Source organism: Streptomyces sp. M92 (assembly GCF_028473745.1).
Lineage (GTDB): Bacteria > Actinomycetota > Actinomycetes > Streptomycetales > Streptomycetaceae > Streptomyces.
The window spans coordinates 3,876,870-3,894,006 of sequence record NZ_CP101137.1; the positions used below are offsets into that span (position 1 = coordinate 3,876,870).

The 17,137-nt window shown below is 74.5% G+C and carries 14 protein-coding genes and 1 pseudogene; 12 read left to right on the forward strand and 3 right to left on the reverse strand.

The window, feature by feature from the left end:
• The first annotated feature begins 56 nt into the window (after positions 1-56).
• The 5 genes from M6G08_RS17590 to M6G08_RS17610 all read left to right on the forward strand — a co-directional run bounded on the left by M6G08_RS17590 (position 57) and on the right by M6G08_RS17610 (position 5,961).
• Complete coding sequence (locus M6G08_RS17590; protein WP_272588099.1) at positions 57-1,529, forward strand: MFS transporter; 1,473 nt, start codon at positions 57-59, stop codon at positions 1,527-1,529.
• A gap of 30 nt (positions 1,530-1,559) precedes the next feature.
• Positions 1,560-2,390, forward strand: coding sequence for an alpha/beta fold hydrolase (locus tag M6G08_RS17595; protein ID WP_272588100.1), 831 nt, complete (start codon positions 1,560-1,562; stop codon positions 2,388-2,390).
• 476 nt (positions 2,391-2,866) lie between these two features.
• A complete protein-coding gene (locus tag M6G08_RS17600) occupies positions 2,867-3,832 on the forward strand; it encodes a diacylglycerol/lipid kinase family protein (RefSeq protein WP_272588101.1) in 966 nt (321 codons plus the stop codon).
• A gap of 82 nt (positions 3,833-3,914) precedes the next feature.
• Entirely contained in the window at positions 3,915-4,283 is a 369-nt protein-coding gene (locus tag M6G08_RS17605; RefSeq protein ID WP_272588102.1) for a nuclear transport factor 2 family protein, read from the forward strand.
• Positions 4,284-4,407: 124 nt separating this feature from the next.
• Positions 4,408-5,961 (forward strand): MmgE/PrpD family protein, encoded by a 1,554-nt coding sequence (locus M6G08_RS17610; RefSeq protein WP_272588103.1) that lies wholly within the window; start codon positions 4,408-4,410, stop codon positions 5,959-5,961.
• A gap of 56 nt (positions 5,962-6,017) precedes the next feature.
• Here the strand turns inward: M6G08_RS17610 and M6G08_RS17615 are convergent, their stop codons facing one another.
• Positions 6,018-6,677 (reverse strand): ScbR family autoregulator-binding transcription factor, encoded by a 660-nt coding sequence (locus tag M6G08_RS17615; RefSeq protein ID WP_272588104.1) that lies wholly within the window; start codon positions 6,675-6,677, stop codon positions 6,018-6,020.
• Between the two features lie 335 nt (positions 6,678-7,012).
• On the opposite strand from M6G08_RS17615, the gene M6G08_RS17620 reads away from it, so the two are divergent.
• The gene (locus tag M6G08_RS17620; protein WP_272588105.1) at positions 7,013-7,978 is read left to right on the forward strand and encodes a ScbA/BarX family gamma-butyrolactone biosynthesis protein; all 966 of its coding nucleotides are present in this window, start codon (positions 7,013-7,015) and stop codon (positions 7,976-7,978) included.
• Positions 7,979-8,024: 46 nt separating this feature from the next.
• On the opposite strand, the gene M6G08_RS17625 is transcribed toward M6G08_RS17620, so the two are convergent.
• Entirely contained in the window at positions 8,025-8,618 is a 594-nt protein-coding gene (locus tag M6G08_RS17625) for a TetR family transcriptional regulator (RefSeq protein ID WP_272588106.1), read from the reverse strand.
• Positions 8,619-8,716: 98 nt separating this feature from the next.
• Between M6G08_RS17625 and M6G08_RS17630 the strand changes: the two genes are divergently transcribed.
• The 4 genes and pseudogenes from M6G08_RS17630 to M6G08_RS17645 all read left to right on the forward strand — a co-directional run bounded on the left by M6G08_RS17630 (position 8,717) and on the right by M6G08_RS17645 (position 13,731).
• On the forward strand, positions 8,717-9,970 hold the full coding sequence (locus M6G08_RS17630; RefSeq protein WP_272588107.1) for an acyl-CoA dehydrogenase family protein: 1,254 nt from the start codon (positions 8,717-8,719) through the stop codon (positions 9,968-9,970).
• A complete protein-coding gene (locus tag M6G08_RS17635; protein WP_272588108.1) occupies positions 9,960-10,715 on the forward strand; it encodes an HAD-IB family hydrolase in 756 nt (251 codons plus the stop codon). Before M6G08_RS17630 ends, M6G08_RS17635 begins: the two co-directional genes overlap by 11 nt.
• A gap of 1,064 nt (positions 10,716-11,779) precedes the next feature.
• Positions 11,780-12,511, forward strand: a pseudogene (locus M6G08_RS17640) (HEAT repeat domain-containing protein); the annotation flags it as partial.
• Between the two features lie 194 nt (positions 12,512-12,705).
• A complete protein-coding gene (locus M6G08_RS17645) occupies positions 12,706-13,731 on the forward strand; it encodes a MerR family transcriptional regulator (RefSeq protein WP_272588109.1) in 1,026 nt (341 codons plus the stop codon).
• A gap of 23 nt (positions 13,732-13,754) precedes the next feature.
• On the opposite strand, the gene M6G08_RS17650 is transcribed toward M6G08_RS17645, so the two are convergent.
• Positions 13,755-14,723, reverse strand: coding sequence for a threo-3-hydroxy-L-aspartate ammonia-lyase (locus tag M6G08_RS17650; protein WP_272588110.1), 969 nt, complete (start codon positions 14,721-14,723; stop codon positions 13,755-13,757).
• A 169-nt stretch (positions 14,724-14,892) separates the two neighbouring features.
• Between M6G08_RS17650 and M6G08_RS17655 the strand changes: the two genes are divergently transcribed.
• Together M6G08_RS17655 and M6G08_RS17660 are read left to right on the forward strand one after the other, a co-directional pair.
• Entirely contained in the window at positions 14,893-16,287 is a 1,395-nt protein-coding gene (locus M6G08_RS17655) for an APC family permease (RefSeq protein ID WP_272588111.1), read from the forward strand.
• A 106-nt stretch (positions 16,288-16,393) separates the two neighbouring features.
• On the forward strand, positions 16,394-17,104 hold the full coding sequence (locus tag M6G08_RS17660; RefSeq protein WP_272588112.1) for a TetR/AcrR family transcriptional regulator: 711 nt from the start codon (positions 16,394-16,396) through the stop codon (positions 17,102-17,104).
• Positions 17,105-17,137 lie beyond the last annotated feature (33 nt).

A 17,137-nucleotide genomic window follows, 5' to 3' on the forward strand; every position in this document is an offset into this window, starting at 1 on the left:
CCACGGTACCGGCACCACCGGCCAACCACCCGAAATGATCGAGAAACGGAGTCGTCATGACTTCTGAGACAAGCACGGAAGCCGTCGTCGAGGGGCGTGCGCCGACGCCCCCCGGCGCCGCACCGGCCGCCGCCCCCTCGGCCGGTGCCCTCCTGGTGGTGCTCGTGGGCACGTTCATCACGGTGCTGGACTTCTTCATCGCCAACGTGGCCGTCCCCGCCATCAAGGCCGACCTGGGCGCCAGCGCCGCCCAGGCCCAGATGTTCGTCGTGGGCTACGGCGTCGCCTTCACCGCGGGGCTGATCACCGGCGGCAGGCTCGGCGACCTCTTCGGCCGCCGGCGGATGTTCACGCTCGGCATGGTGCTGTTCATGCTGGCTTCGGCCGCGTGCAGCCTGGCACCCACGGCGACCGTCCTGGTCGTCGCCCGCATCGCCCAGGGCGCCGCCGCCGCGCTGATGGTGCCGCAGGTGCTCGGCATCATCGGCACGGTGTACACCGGCGCCGCCCGCGACCGCGCCTTCAACGCCTACGGCCTGGTCATCGGACTCGCCGGCGTCTTCGGCCAGTTCATCGGCGGTGCCCTGATCACGGTCGACATCGCGGGACTGAGCTGGCGGACCATCTTCCTGATCAACGTCCCGCTGTGCCTGGTCTCCCTGGCCTTCGTCGGCCGCACGATCCCCGAGTCGCGCGGCGAGGGCGGCACCCGGCTGGACCTCGTGGGCGCCCTGCTGGTCACGGCGTCCCTGGGCATCATCGTCTTCGCGCTGTTGGAGGGCCAGGAGAGCGGCTGGCCGCTGTGGGTGTGGGAGGCGCTGGCCGGTGCGGCCGTCCTGCTGGCGGTGACCGTCTGGCACCTGCGCCGACGGGCGGCGGCCGACCGGGGCCCGCTGATCGAACCCGCCCTGTTCAAGGGCCGGGTGTTCTCGGTGGGGCTGACCGCGACGGTGGTCTACTTCCTCGCGATGGGCTCCTTCTTCTTCGTGCTGGCCCTCTACCTGCAACTGGGCCGAGGCCTGTCGCCCCTGGAGTCCGGGTCCGTCTTCCTGGCCCTGGGCGCGGGCTACTTCGGCGCCTCGGTGGTGTCGTCGCGCAAGGCCGCCTCGGTCACCGCCCGCAGGGTGGCCGTCGGCCCGCTGACCCTCGCGATCGGCTACGCGGCGGTCGCCCTGACCGCCGAGCGCCTCGACACGACCGGACACGTGCTGTGGCTGCTGCCCGCACTCCTCGTCGCCGGGCTCGGCATGGGCCTGACCACCGGCCCGCTGACCAACCTGGTGCTGGGCGCGGCCGTGCCCGAGCACGCGGCCTCCGCGTCCGGACTGCTGAACACCGCCCAGGAGGGCGGCGCGGCCGTCGGCGTGGCGATCGCCGGCGCGGTCTTCTTCCCCGCCCTGGCCGACGCCGGCGGCTCGGCGGGCGCCTACCCGCACGCGTTCGCCGTCACGCTCGTCCCGCTCATCGTCCTGGGACTCCTCGCCTCCGCCCTGGTGCTGGCGGCACCGGGCCGCACCGCACGGCGCTGAGGGTCCCCACCACCGAGGAAGGCAGGCGTCATGCCGTACGTCACCACCCGGGACGGAACCCGGCTCCACTGCACCGACTGGGGCGAAGGCCGTCCCGTGGTGCTGCTCAGCGCCGCCATGGCGGACTCGCGGATGTGGGAGTTCCAGGCGCCGTTCCTGGCCGGTCAGGGGCTGCGCTGCGTCACCTACGACCGGCGCGGCACCGGGCGCTCGGACGTCCCCTGGAGCGGCTACGACTACGACACCCTCGCCTCGGACCTCGCCGACCTGCTCGACCAGCTCGACCTGCGGGACGTCCTGCTGGTCGGCTACGCGGCGGGCGGCGGTGAGGCCGTGCGCTACCTGTCCCGGTACGGCGCCGCACGGGTGGGGAAGCTGGCGCTGGTCGCCTCGACCACGCCGTTCCTGCTGCGCGCCCCGGACAACCCGGACGGCCTGGAGATGGCGCTGTTCGAGGAGATCGAGCAGGCCATCCGGACCGACCGGGCCGCCTGGCTGAGATCACTGACCTGGCCGTTCTTCGCCGGCCCCGAGGCGGATCCGGCGAGCACGCCGCTCTCGCCCCGGCTGGCCGAGTGGCTGACGGACCTGGCCATGGACACCTCGCCGCGGGCCGCCACGGAGATCTACCGCACGCTGTTCACCACCGACCAGCGAGCGGAGACGGCGGCCGTCCGGGTGCCCACCCTGGTCGTCCACGGCACCGCCGACCTCGGGGCGCCGTATCCGCTGTGCGGTCCCCGCACCGCGGAGCTCGTTCCCGGCAGCACCCTGCTGACGTACGAGGGCGCGGCCCACGGCCTGTTCGCCACCCACGCCGACCGTCTCAACGCGGACCTGCTGGCCTTCGCCAAGCAGTGACCGCGAGGGCGGCGCCTTTCGCGTGGCCGCCGCCCGGCCCTGGCGGGTCACGGGCCGGGCACACCGCCCGGCCCGTGACCCGCCCTCCCCTCGCTCCGCGGCGCGCACACCTGCCGCCGGGCGTCCGCGGCCGCCGGACCGGGGCGCCTGGGCCGCGACTTCGGGCGCGGCGCCCACCGTCCCGCCGAGGGAGCTGTGGCGCCTCGCCCGGCGCACCGCGGACGCCCGGCGGCGCGCCGGGCGTGCCTGGGCCTCGCGTGCGCGTGTGAGTCGTGTCCTCGCCCCGCCTCGCGTGCGCGTGTGCGGCGTGTCCCCGCCCGGCCCCGTCTGCCCGCACTCGTGCGCCCCGCCGGCGTCAGCCGCACGTCAGCGCCGTGACAGCGGTCGGCGGCAGAGTCGACGTCGTGGGTCCGGAGCCGCAGGCGCGGCCCCGGATCCGGACCCGCCGGCGCCGTCCGATGAAGGAGTACGCCCACATGGCAGATACAGCAGCCCCGGTTCCGACCCGGGCACTGGTCCTGGCCAACCCGGCCTCCGGCAGCCACAGCCCGGAACTGGTGGAACAGGTGCGCCAGGTGTGCGACTCGTACCTGGAGCGCACCGAGGTGCACCCGACCACCGGACCGGGTGACGCCACCGTCGCGGTGCGCAGGGCCCTCGAACGGCACACCGACGCCCCCGACCTGGTCGTCGTCATCGGCGGCGACGGCACCGTCCGGGAGGCCGTCCAGGGCCTGGTGCCCGCCTCCGGGCACGCCACGCTCGCGGTGGTGCCCGGCGGCACCGGCAACTCCGGCTACAAGATGCTGTGGGGCGACCGCCCCTGGACGGAGTCCCTCAAAGCGATCCTCACCGACTCCGGCATCGGCGGCAGCGCCCGCCCGCGCCGCCTGGACCTGGCCCGTCTCGCCGAGACCCGTCAGTACGTCTACCTGGGCGCCTGCTCCGGGGTGATCGCCGACGCGCTGATCACCGCCCGCGACCTGCCACTGACCGGCCGCGAGCGGTACGCCCGCGCCTTCGCCGACACCGCCGCGGGGTACGCGCCGTACCCGGGACGGGTCACCGTCGACGGGCGGGTCGTGCACGAGGGCCCGACCGTCCTGGCCAACGTCGGCGGCGGCCCCTACCGCGGCGGCCGGTTCAACGTCCTGCCCGACTCGCTGCTCGACGACGGCCTGCTCGACGTCTGCGTCATAGGTGACGGGATCGCCGCGGCCGACGTGCCGCGGCTGACCCTGACCGCCGCCCACATCGGCCACCCCGCCACGCGGTACGCGCGCGGCCGGACCATCATCGTGGAGCGCACCGACGGCCGCCGGCTGCCGCTGGAGCACGACGGCGAGTACCAGCACGGCATCGGCTCCACGGCCACCTTCGAGGTCCTCCCCGGTGCCCTCCCCGTGTGGGCTCCGGCCGCGGACCTCCCCGAGACCCCCTGAGACATCCAGAACCCCCGTCGTTCCGCGCGCCTGGCGGCGGCACGTCGGGTCAGCCGCACCAACGGAAACAAGGAGAACACGCATGAGCGACCTGACCACCACCGTCGACCGCTACCTGGCCATCTGGAACGAGGCAGACGCCGACAAGCGCGCGGCGGCCATCGCCGAGCTGTTCACCAGCGACGCCCCGTACATCGACCCGCTCGCCGCAGTCGAGGGCCACGAGGGCTTCGCCGCGGTGGTGGCGGGCGCCCGTGAGCAGTTCAAGGGCCTGACCTTCGAACTGCACGGCACGGTCGACGCCCACCACAACCAGGCCCGGTTCCAGTGGGGCCTGGTCACCGAGCCCGGCGCCGAGCCGATCGCCATCGGTTTCGACGTCCTGGTCGCCGACGAGGCGGGCCGCGTCAAGGCCGTCTACGGCTTCCTGGACAAGGTGCCGGCCGCCTGAACCCCTCCCGCGGCTGCGGGAGCACCGGCCGACGGTGCTCCCGCAGCCGCTTCCCCCGCCCGGAGCGCCCGGCCGCCGGCACGGCACGCCCGGCCGGCGTACGGCAAGAGAGGTGCCTCGTGCCATGACGGCAGTACTCGGTGAGAGCGTGGCCAGGGCGCTGTGCGACGACTGGGGGAGCACGGCGCCCAGGCGTCCTCGCCGGCCCGCCGACACCCCGCTGCGTGAACTGTCCCAGTGGGCGGCGACGCTGCGACCCGAGCACATCCCGTGCCGGGTGCTGAAGCTCGCCGCCAGTCAGGTCCTCTCGCAGGCCGCGTCCATCAGGGCCGGGCTCCAGCACCCGCTGGGGCGGCGGCTGGTGGCGGCCTTCGGACACCCCATGCAGCGCGACCCGCGCACCGCCGCGGGCGTCTTCGCCGCCCTCGGGTCCTGGCTCAACCTCGACGACACCGCCTACGCCGGACACCTGTCGAACTCCACCGTCGCGGTACCGCTCGCCTTCGCCTACGCCCGGCGGCTCGACGGGCTGTCCCTGCTGACCGCCGTCGTCGCGGCCAACGAGTGCGCGGCCCGCATCACCGCCTCGGCCACTCTCGGCCCGCTGCGCGGCCAGAGCGCCGTGCACACGCACCTGGCGGGCGCGGTGGCCGGCCGACTGCACTGCGACCGCGCCCCGGCCGGGCTCTGGGAGAACGCCTTCGGGCTGGCCTTCGCCATGCCCAACTGGCCCCTGATGCGTGCCTTCCTGGCCAGCGACGCCCGTCTGTTCAACACCTTCACCCCGGTACGCACCGCCATGGACGCCTGCGACGCGGCGTACGCGGGGCTGCGCGGCGCCCCCGACATCGTCGAGCACGAGGACGGCTTCCTCGCCCGGTTCGCCACCGTGCCGCTGCCGCAGGCGGTGGCCAAGGGACTGGGCCGGCGCTGGCACACCGACACGCTTTCCTTCAAGATGCACCCCGGCGGGCCGGGCATCGACGCGGCGGTGGACTGCGCCGCCGAGATCCACCGGGAGCTGGGTGGCCTGCGGCCCGAGGACGTGGCCGAAGTGGTCGTCGAGGCGTCCCTGTACACCCTCTTCGCCGGTGAGCGCGCCGCCCGGTACGTCAACGGTCCGGGCTCCCCGCTCGGCGCCCTCGTCCTCGACGTGCCCTACCCCGTCGCGACCACCCTGCTCACGGGCGAGTTCACCGTGGACGACTTCTCCTCCCCGCACCTGGACGACCCGGCCCGCTGGACGCTGGCGCGGCGGGTGCGCCTGGAGCACGACACCGAGATGACGCGCGAACTCTTCCTGTCCGACGCCCCGTTCGGCGAGGCGGTACGGGAGGCGGGGGACCGCGCGGTGCCGTGGCTGCGCGGCTTCGGCGGGGACGAGCTGGTCGACCTGCTGGGGCAGCTCAGCGCCGACGACCGTGACTTCTCCCGCGCCACGAAGGCCACCGGTGCCCGGGTCACCGTCCGGCTGACCGACGGCCGTACGGTGTCGCGCACCCGGCTGATTCCGGTCGGTGCGGCCGGTCCTGAGACCCGGGTACTGCACGCGGACCTGGTGCGGGAGAAGTTCCTGTCGGTCGGCGGCCCGCACGAGGTGTCCGACAGTGTGGACCGGCTGCACCGCATGCGTCCGGGAGCCCTGCGCCGCTGGGTGGAGGCCGCCTTCCTGGACTGAACGTGCGGCGACCGGAGCGGTTCCCCGCTGCCGGTGCGCCTCCCGGCCGCACCGTCCTACCGCGCCGGCGCCGACAGCAGGCCGAAGGCGTCGATGATCTCCTCGACCCGCTCCACGATGTCGGTCCGGTTGTTCTGCACCCAGGAGATGTGCTGGGCGCCGAACAGGGCGGAGACCAGGGCCCTGCCCAGGGCCTCGGGCGCCGCGCTCTTCGGCAGCCGGCCCGCGGCCCGGCACTTCTCGAGGAGTTCGACGACCAGTGACGTGAAACCGACGTACGGGACCGGCATCTCCGCCTTGATGTAGGGGCGTTCGATCTGCAGGCGCGCCCCCGCCTTGACGTAGACGTCGTCGCGGAACCCGCCCGCGGTGCGCAGCAGCACGTCCGCCACCGTCGAGGGCGAGGAGTGGTCGCCCTCGAGCGCGGGGGAGACGATCTCGTTGAGTCTGCGGTAGAACTCGTCCGTCACGGCGACCGCGAGGGCCTCCTTGTTGGAGAAGTGGAAGTACACCGCGCCCTTGGTCATCTCCGCGCCGTCGGCGATGTCCTTGATGGTGACGTTCGGGTAGCCATGCCGGGCGAAGACCTCCGCGGCCGCGTCGAGGATGGTGCGCCGGGTACGGATGGCGCGCTCCTGCTTGAGGTGCGAGGTGTCGTCGGCCGAGGTGTTGGTGGAGATGTGCGAGGTCTGTGCCGTGTCGCTGTGATCGCTCATGACGTCCATTCGTGCCGTGCCGTCCGCTGCTTTCCGTGGCCGGTTCGTGAGGCGACCGGGCCGGGTCACGTGCGGACGTCTCGCGGGTTTCGCCCCCTCTGACCAGCGGGGATGGCCAATCGTCCGCTGCGTTCCGCCCGAGCCTTGCAATATACCTTCCCGAAGGTATATTAATTTCGTGCCGAAGGGCACAGCACGTCTGCTAGTTCGCATGGTCCTGGTTCTTCCACTTCGGGGGAGGCGAATCCCGGATGTCAGTCGTGCTCAATCTTCCCAGCAACTCTCAGGCGTCAGCAATGGCCCACGCCTGCGATTCGTTGAGCTTCGCACGTCCCGTGGCACGTGAGCTGGTGCACCGCAGCTCCGTCGCGGAGGTCTTCGTCACCGACGCCATCCCCGTCGGTGACCGTGAGTTCGTCCTCGCCGCCCAGTGGCCGCGCGACCACGCGCTCTACCACCCGGACGAGAACGGTCTGAGTGATCCCCTGCTGTTCGCGGAGACCATGCGTCAGGGGATGGTCTACGTCGCCCACCGGCACCGCGGTGTGCCGCTCGGCCGGCGCTTCGTCGGCCGCGACATCGACTTCGAGATCACCGATCCCGCCGCCCTGCGGGTCGAGGGTGTACCGCTCTCGGTGTTCCTGGTCGGCGAGTGGACCTGGGAGGGCGACGACGCGCGGGGCAGGAACGGGGCCCGCATGGACTTCCGGCTCGTCGTCGGCGGCCGAGTGTGGGGCTGGGGCACCATCAGCATGCTGATGGTGGACGAGCGGCGCTACCGCCTGCTGCGCCGGCTCGGCGGCGGTGCCGCGGACGAGCCGGGCACCGCACCGGTGCGGACGGCCGCTTCCGGGACGCCGCGCACGCCCCCGCACCGGGTGGGGCGGCTGCGCTGGCGGGACTGCGTCCTCGAAGAGGCCGCGGGGCCCGGCGAGTGGCGGTTGCGCGTCGACCGCGACCACGCGGTGCTCTTCGACCATCCCACCGACCACATCCCGATGATGGTGATGCTGGAGGGCTTCCGCCAGCTCGGCCACCTCAAGGTGCACGAGGCGTGCGACGGCCCGTTCGCCGACCTGTCCTTCGCGCTGGCCCGGACCACGGTGCAGTGCCTGGCGTTCGGCGAGTTCCATCGGCCCACCCGGCTGGTGGTCGAGGAGTGCGCCTCGGGCGCCCGCCCCGGGGAAACGTTCCAGCTGACCGTCTCGGCGGTCCAGGGCGAGACCGTGCTGGCCCGCGCGCGGACCTCCTGGGCCTGCGTGGGCACCCGCCGGGTGGCGGCCGTCCCTGCCTCCTGGTAGCGGCGGCCCGTCGGCCCGGGCCCCGGGGCCGCGTGGTCGCCGGGGCTCAGGCGGGGGCGCGGGCCTCCATGACGCGCGTCAGCACGCCCCACATGGCGGCGACGCTGGGCCCGGGGCGGTCCGGGCCCGCGCAGACGCCGGTCCACAGCGCGGTGCAGAACACCGCGACGATGAGATCGGCCAAGGTGTCGGCCGGCGGTGCCGCGTCCCGGTGCCGTCCCCGCTGCACCTCACTCACGAGTTCGAGCGTGATGTCATGGGTGTCGCGCAAGAGAGGAGCCACCGTGTCGGCCGCCCGAGCCGCGTCCACCTCCAGCCGCAGGGCAGCCTGCGCCCTGTGGTCGGTCTCGAAGAGCTTGCCGAGTCCGAGCACCAGGGCGTCCAGTCGGCTCGTGGCCGGCTCGGGCGAGGTCCTGGCCTCGTCCAGCAGCGTCCGCACGCTTCGGGTCAGGTGTTCCGTCAGCGCGGCGGCCAGCTTCTCCTTGCTGGAGAAGTGCCCGTACAGGGCGCCCTTGGTCAACCCGATCCGGTCGGCGATGCGCTGCAGGTTCGCGTTCACGTAGCCGTAGCGTGCGAACTCGTACGCGGCGGCGTCCAGGACGCGATCGTGCGTCCGAAGGGCACGCGCCTGCTTGACCATGCTGATCACCTCCTTCACCCCGGCCCGGTGGTGAAGGACCGGCCGAGAAAGATTCGTTCACGAACGAATTCTAGTCTTGGAGTAAAGGAGAGCGATAGGTGAACCGGCGTCAAATCTGCACAGGCCAGGGGGCACAGGGTGGCGCGCCGCAGGCGCGCGGACAGCTGGCGGGCGCCGTGGCCTCCGCCGCGGCACACGCGTCGTCGGCGGACGCCACCGGCCGGCTGTCCGCGGAGACCGTCGCGCTGCTGACCCGTGGCGGCTTCGCCGGGCACTTCGTGCCCGCGGTCTGGAACGGTACCGAGGGAACCTTCAGCGACCTCCTCGCCGGGGTGACGGCCGTCGGCGAGGGGTGCGCGTCCGCCGCGTGGTGCGCCGTCCTGTGGGCGACCCACGGCAGATACGCCGCCCACCTGCCCCTGGAAGGACAGTCCGACCTGTGGAGCCGATCGCCCGACGTGCGGATCGCCGCCGGACTGCGGCCCTCCGGCTCGGCCGTCCGCTGCTCCGGAGGCTGGCTGCTCAGCGGCACCTGGGAGTGCGTCAGCGGGGTCGCGGACGCGCACTGGCTGCTGCTCGCGGCCCGGGAACCGGACGAACCGCGGTTACCCGGCGGCCAGTGCCGGCTCTTCGCCGTCCCCGCCGCCGAGATCCACGTACGGGAGACGTGGCGCAGCACCGGAATGCGCGGCACCGGAAGCCACACCGCGATTCTCGACGGCCCGGTGGTGGTCCCCGACCACCGTACCTGCTCGCTTTCGGACGTACTGGCGGGCTCTCCCGGGCCCGGACGCTCCCGCTGCCACACCGCGCCGGCGCACCTGGGGACAGGACTGCTGCTGTGCGCGCCCGCCCTCGGGGCGGCCCGCCACGCCCTGCGGGAGTGGACCGCGTGGGCCGCGCGCAGAGGAGCAGGCCGGCCCTCGGAGCGCGCCACGCTCCAGCTGACACTGGCGCAGTCGGCCGACGACATCGAGACCGCCGAACTGCTGCTCCGCGACGCGGCGCTGCGGGCCGACTCGGGCACCCGCGCCGAGCGGGACGTGGCCCGCAACCGCCGGGTCGCGGCGGCCGCCGCACAGCACCTGGTGGCCGCCGTGGAGAGGCTGTTCCGCGCGGCCGGAACCCACGCATGCGGCCCCGGGCCGCTGGAACGCACCTGGCGTGACGTCCACGTGCTGGCCGCGCACCAGGCCGTGCGCCGGGAGACCGCGGCGGCCCTGTACGCCGACTCGGTGTTCGCCGACTTCGAGGACCGTCCCGAGCCGGCGGCCGATCCGGCGGGCGCGGTCCCAGCGCCCCGGCTCATGGCGCACTCCGCACCGGCGGAGGTGGTCGCCGGTGTCCACTGACACCCGCAGCGAGCGCGACCGGTTCCCGCGATCCGCGACGCCGCTTTCCCGTCCCGCACCCTCCCGGCCCGCTGCACCGGCACGCCCCGCAGGCCCCCGGCGGCTGGTGTTCTTCGACGTCGACGAGACGCTGATCGGCCGCAAGAGCGGCCCGGACTTCCTCCGCGACCACTTCGTGCGGACACACGGCGCGGACGGAGCGCGCCGGGCCGGCGAACTGCTCGGTGCACTGGCCGGCCTGCCCCGCGCGGAGGCCAACCGCCGTTTCCACCGGGCCTTCCGGGGCTGCCGGGCCGCGGAGGTCGAGGCGGCGGCCCGCCGGTGGTACGAGGAACACAGCCGGGCCGACGGGTTCTATCTCCCCACCACACTGGCCGCGCTGCGCCGGCACCGCGCCGAGGGCGCGTCCGTCGCCCTGGTCTCCGGCACCTTCCCCCCGCTGCTGGCCGTCATCGCCGAGGCGGTCGGGGCGCGGTTCGCCCTCGGGGCGAAACTCGAACGCTGCGGGCCACTGCTCACCGGCGAACTGATCGGCCCCCCGGCCATCGGCCAGGGCAAGCGCACCCTGGTGCGCCGGCTCCTCGCCCGCCACCCCGACATCGATCCGGCCGACTGCTCGGCCTACGGGGACCATCCCTCCGACCTGCCCATGCTGCACAGCGTGGGGCACGCGGTGATGGTCGCCCCGGACGGGACCCACACCACCGTGGCACCGCACGCCCGGGGAACCGGCGGAGACGGATGACCGCGGCGGGCCGTCGGCCGGGGCAGGGCGCCTGAAGGTGCCATCCGGGGGACGGCCCTTGAAGAGGGCGCCGTCGCATCCCGAAACGGGTGCGACGGCGCCCCTTCCTTTGCGTGCCCGCGTGCCCGCGTGCCCGCGCGACGAGGACGTGCTGATCTGCGAACGGCGGCCGGGAACCGGCCCGCCACCGTGGGCGTGACGGTCTCACAGGGTGGCGAGGGCGGCCACGGAATCGGGATCGTGGACCGCGGCAGCGCGCAGTGTGCGGCGGGCCGGCGAGGTGACCGCGGTGTCTGGACGAGGCACCGGTCGCGCGCCCCGGTCGGGACGCGCACCCCGCCGTCGGGCCCGGTCGTGCGGGCGCACCCGGCGCCGGACTGAGCGGTGGGCCGTGGCGCACTCGTCGCCCCGCGGGTCACGGACGGCGCCGCTCGCCGATCCGTCGAGACGGCTCCTCACCAGGACTTCCGCACCGCCGGGACCGTCGCCGCCCGGCTGCGGGAACAGGGCTGGACGGTCACCGAGGGCGGGCGGCACCGGCGTCGTCGGGGCGCAGCCGCCGGCCCCTCGTGCCCGCCCACGTGTACAGCAAGCCGATCATGTCTCGCCGTCTCGCCGTCATCGGGAAACGTGACCGTCCGCCTCCGCCGTCCGGCGGGCCGGCAGTGGGGTCCGGACGTCGCCGAGGGCGCCGGCCGCCGCACCCATCAGGGCCCGCGCCGAGCAGTCCGCCGACGGTGAGCGCGCCGACCAGCCGGGCGATGGCCCGGCGGGTGTCGGGCACCGACAGCCGGCCCCGGACCAGAGCGGACCCCAGAGCCAGGAGCGCGGCGAGCGCGGCCCCGCAGCGCCCGCCCGGTCCACCGCAGCGCCGGAGTCCGGGCAAGGGCCACCAGCAGGGAGCCGGCCGCCACGCAGACCAGCGCCATCCGGAGCATCCGGCGGTGGCCGTACAGGTCCCCGAGACGTTCGAACAGCGGTACGCGAATGGTCGCGGTGAGCGTTGCGCGGCCGCTCACGACGGGCGCGGCTTGACCTTGACACGTTGTTAAGGTGTGCCCTGGGTGCAGGAGGTGGTCCCGATCAACACCACGGACGGAACCGACCGCAACACCCGCGTGGCCCGGGCCCTGAGTGCCGAGGACGGCTCGGTCCGGCTCCAGGCCGCCCTGGCGGCCGGCACCCGGCCCGACCCGGGCTTCCTGGAGCCGCTCGTCGAGCGGTGCGCCGTCGAGCCGGACTTCTTCGTACGGGACATGCTGTCCTGGGCGCTGACCCGCCTGCCGCCGGAGGTCACCCTGCCCCGTGTCCGCCGCGAACTCGGCTCCGAGCGCACCCGGGCCCGCAGCCAGGCGCTGCACACGCTCTCCAAGATCGGCGACCGGAGCGCGTGGGCCTGGATCACGCGCGGCATGCTGCGCGACGCCGACGACGAGGTCGCGCGGACCGCGTGGCGCGTCGCCGTCGCCCTCGTGCCCGAGGAGGAGAAGGCGGACCTGGCCGGCGAACTGGCCGGACAGCTCGGCCGCGGCGACCGCCACGTGCGGCTGAGCCTGAGCCGGGCCCTCATCGACCTCGGGGACGTGACCGGGCCGGCCCTGGAGAAGGCCGCGGCCGGCCCCGACCCGGCGGTGGCCGCGCACGCCCACGCCACGGAGCTGCTCCGGCGCGACCCCGAGGCCGGTTTCGACGCGGCCGTGGAGGAGGCGAGGCGCATGGTCGCACTCGGCCCCGAACGAGCTGCCGCCTGTGCCGCCGCGACGGCCGGGGCGGACACCACGCAGACCAGCGAGACCATGCAGACCAGCGAGACCGCGCAGACCAGCGAGACCGCGCAAACCAGCGAGACCGCGCAAACCAGCGAGACCGCGCAAACCAGCGAGACCGCACAGACCAGAGAGGCGGCGCAGACCAGAGAGACCTGGCAGACCAGGGAGACCGCGCAGACCGGGGAGACCGCGCAGACCGGGGAGATCAGGGAGAGCACGGGGTGCTGATCGGCGAAGTGGCCCGCCGCTCGGGGGTGAGCCCCCGCATGCTGCGGCACTACGACGCCCTCGGGCTGGTGCGGCCGACCGGTCGCACCGTCGGCGGCTACCGCGAGTACTCGGCCGAGGACGTCCGCAGGATCTTCCACGTGGAGAGCCTGCGGTCCCTCGGGCTCTCGCTCAAGCAGATCGGGCGCGCGCTGGAGGATCCCGCCTTCTCGCCGTCCGCCCTGGTCGGCGACCTCATCCGGTGGACGCGGGAGCGCCTGGAGCGGGAACGGGAGCTGCTGGAGCGGCTCCGCGCGATCGACGCGTCGGCACCCGCCGACTGGCAGGACGTCCTGGACGTCGTCGCCCTCATGCAGGGACTCGACTCGGCCAGCGCCGCGCGCAGGCAGCAGACCGTGCTGGTCCGGCCGGAGGGTGCCGCCGTTCCGCCCGAGCTGCTGGCCGGGGCAGTCCTGTCCGAGTCCGACCCGGTCGTCGCGGGCGCCCTGCGCTGGGCGCTCGCCCGGTCGGACGGGGACGGCCTCACGGCCCTCGCGGCCGGTCTGCGCTCGGACGACACCGGCGTGCGGCGGCGCGCGGTGCTGGCCATCGCCGAGCTGCCCGAGGTCCCCGGGACGGCCGAGGCGCTGGCGGACGCCCTCGGGGACGCGGACCGGACGGTGCGCGGGCACGCCGCGCTGGCGCTGGGCAGGCGTGGCGAGGAAGCGGCGGTACCGACACTGGTCGGCATGGTGGTCGAGGGGGCCAACGACGTGGAGGCGGCGGAGGTCCTGGGGACGCTGTCCCGGACGCCCGGGTGCGCGGAGCGGATCATGGCCGCCGTGGACGGCGAACTGGCGGCGCCCACCGCGGACCCGGCGACGCGGATACGGCTGGCCCAGGCCCTGGTCGAGCTGTCAGGGGACGCCCCGCTGGCGGTACTGCGCCGGCTGTCCCGGGACGACGACCGTGCCGTCGCCCTCGTCGCGTCGGCCTTCGCCGGGGTGGTGGAGCAGCGGGCCTCCGGCGGACCCGCTTGACCCACCGCTCGCGGACGCGCCCCTCAGCGGCCGACCAGCTCCGCGAACCGCCCCGCGTCGACGTTGCCTCCCGAGGCGATGACGCCGATCCGGCGCGGGCGGTGCTCCAGGCGCCCGGCCATGAGGGCGGCCAGGGCGGTGGCGCCGCTGGGCTCGAGGACGATCTTCAGGCGCTCGAAGGCGAAGCGCATGGCCGTGACGATCTCGTCGTCGCTGACCAGGGCGATCGCGTCGACCAGGCGCCGGTTGACGGAGAAGGTGATCTCGCCCGGGGTGGGCAGGGCCTGCCCGTCGGCGATGGTCCGGGGGACGGGAATGGTGACGCGTTCGCCGCTGTCCAGGGACCGCTTGGTGTCGTCGCCCGCCGCCGGCTCCACGCCGACCACCCGGATTCCGGGCTGCAGGGCCTTGGCGGCGGTGGCGCTGCCGGCGACGAGTCCACCGCCGCCGACGGGGACCACGAGGGCGTCGAGCGCACCGGTCTCCTCGAGGAGTTCGAGGGCGGCGGTGCCCTGGCCGGCGATGACGTGCGGATGGTCGTACGGCGGGACGAGGGCGAGCCCGCGCTCCTCGGCGAGGGCTTCCCCGAGGGCGGTGCGGTCCTGGGTGTAGCGGTCGTAGGTGACGATCTCGGCGCCGTAGCCGGCGGTGGCCTCCCGCTTGGAGCGCGGGGCGTCCTCGGGCATGAGGATGACGGCGGTGGTGCCCAGCTCCCGGGCGGCCAGCGCCACGGCCTGGGCGTGGTTGCCGGAGGAGTAGGCGGCGATGCCCTTCGCGAGCTGCCCGGCGGACAGCCGGGAGGCCGCGTTGTAGGCGCCGCGGAACTTGAAGGCGCCGACCCGCTGGAAGTTCTCGCACTTCACGAACACCTCGGCGCCGACCAGGGCGTCGAGCGTGCGGGAGGTGAGGTGCGGGGTGCGGTTCGCGACGCCGTCGAGACGCGCGGCGGCGTCCCGGACGTCGGCGAAGGTGACGGGCGGTGCGGTGGTCATGGTGCGAGGTCCCTCCTGGAGAACTGCGACCAGGTCGGCCCCGGCCGCCCGCGTGGCGTCGCGCGCGAGTCAACGTAACGTCCCGTTCCGGGGTTCCTCCACCGGCCCGCCCGCCACCGACCCCGGTGTTCAGGGCTTGTTCCGCGGTCAACGGGAAACCTGAGGCGCCATGGCGAGACTCGCGACACGACGACCGGCGGACACCCCCGGCAGCCCGGCGCTCAAGCGCGCGCTGACCACCCCGCTGCTGTACTTCTTCATCCTCGGCGACGTCCTCGGCGCCGGCGTCTACGTCCTGGTGGGACAGGTGGCCGCCGACGCCGGGGGCGCGGTCTGGGTGCCGTTGGGCGTCGCGCTGCTCCTGGCGATGCTGACCGCCGCCTCCTACGCCGAGCTGGCCACGAAGTACCCCCGCGCGGGCGGCGCCTCGCACTATGCCACCCGTGCCTTCGGACCCTTCGCGGGGTTCGTCGCCGGCTTCTGCATGCTGGCCGCCGGCATCGTCTCCGTGGCCGCACTGGCCCGCGGCTTCGGCGGCGACTACCTGTCGGCGTTCGTGACCCTGCCCGTGGGACTCGTCGCGGTCGTGTTCCTCGCCGTCCTCGCGCTGGTCAACGCGCGCGGCATCAAGGAGTCCACCCGCGCCAACGTCGCCGCCACCGTCGTCGAGGTCGGCGGCCTCCTGGTCATCGTCGCCCTCGGTGGCTGGCTGCTGCTGCGCGGCGACGGCGACGCAGGCCGGCTGGGACAGCTCGGCACCCCGGAGAAGGGGGCAGCGGCGGCAGTACTGAGCGGTTCCGTGCTGGCGTACTACTCCTTCGTCGGTTTCGAGACCTCGGTCAACGTGGCAGAGGAGACCCGCGACCCACGCCGTTCCTACCCGCGCGCCCTGTTCGGCGCCCTGGCCACCGCCGGCGCCGTGTACGTCCTGGTGGGCCTCGCCGCCTCCGTCGCCGTCCCGACGGCCCGGCTGGCCGAGTCGAGCGGGCCGCTCCTGGAGGTGGTCGAGGAGGCCGGTGGAGTGCCGACCCGGCTGTTCAGCGCCGTCGCCCTCGTCGCCGTGGCGAACGGCGCGCTGCTCACCGGCATCATGTCCTCCCGCCTCGCCTACGGCATGGCCCGCGACGGCCTGCTGCCCGCCGCGCTGACCAGGGTGCTGCCCGGCCGGCGCACTCCGTGGGCCGCGATCGCGCTCACGACCCTGCTGTCGATGCTGCTCGCGCTGACCGGCAGCGTCGCCACCCTGGCGTCCACCCTGGTCCTGCTGCTGCTCGTGGTCTTCCTCATGGTCAACACGGCCGTACTGGTCCTGCGCCGCGACCCCGGCGAGGCCGGTCACTTCCGCGCCCCCACCGTGCTGCCCGTGCTGGGCGCAGCGTCCTGCGTCGCCCTCGCCACGCAGATCGAGGCCGAGGTGTGGCTGCGCGGGCTGCTGGTGATGGCCGTCGGGACGGTGCTCGCCGCGCTCGCCGCCGTCCGGCGGTCCGGGCGGGCGCGGGGGGACGGCCGGGACGAGGACGACGACCGTCACCGGTCCGGACGCGGGCGGACGACACCGAGCTGACCGGCCAGGACGGCCACGGGGCGGGCCACCGGCCCGGCCGGTGGCCCGCCCGCGTGCCAGAATGGACGCTCCCGTGTCCCCAGCCACCCCGGTCCCAGAGGTTCCCGTGCCCAAGCCCGTCGCCCGTGAGCCGCAGCGGCGCAACGCCCGGTCCAACCGGGCACGCATCCTCGCCACGGCCCGCCGGGAGCTGGGGCGGAACCCGGACACCACGCTGGAGGAGCTGGCCCGGGCCGCCGGTGTCGTACGGCGGACCCTCTTCGGTCACTTCCCGGGCCGCACGGCGCTGCTGGAGGCGCTCGCCGAAGAGGCGTCCGGGGCGCTGCGCGGAGCCATGGCCGCCTGGACGGAGCGGGGCGGGACCGCCGAACCGGCCGAGCGCGCGCTGGCCCACTTCAACCTGCTCATGTGGCCGGTCGGCGACCGCTACCGCATGCTGCTCGCGCTGGCCCGGCACGACCTGGGCGCGGAGCGGGTGGCCGAGATCCTGGCGCCGGCCCGCGCCGAGGTGACCGCTGTTCTGGAGCGCGGGCAGCGGGACGGGGCCTTCCCCGCGCACCTGCCGCCCGCGGTGCTGAGCGCCGGGCTGGAGGCGATGACCGTCGCCCTGCTGGAGCAGGTCAACACCGGGGCACTGGAGGACGACGGCACCCGCGCCGCCACGGCCACGCTCATCGCGGCCGGCGTGCCGGAGGGGCGGGCCCGGGCCGTGGTCCGGGACGTCGCCACGACGTTGACCGCGGAAGCCGCGGAAGCCGCGGAGGTCGCGGAGGTCGCGGAGCCGCACGAGCCGCGGGAGCCCGGCCGCGGCGAGTGACCGCCCGCCGCCCCAGTTCCCACTCCCCATCCC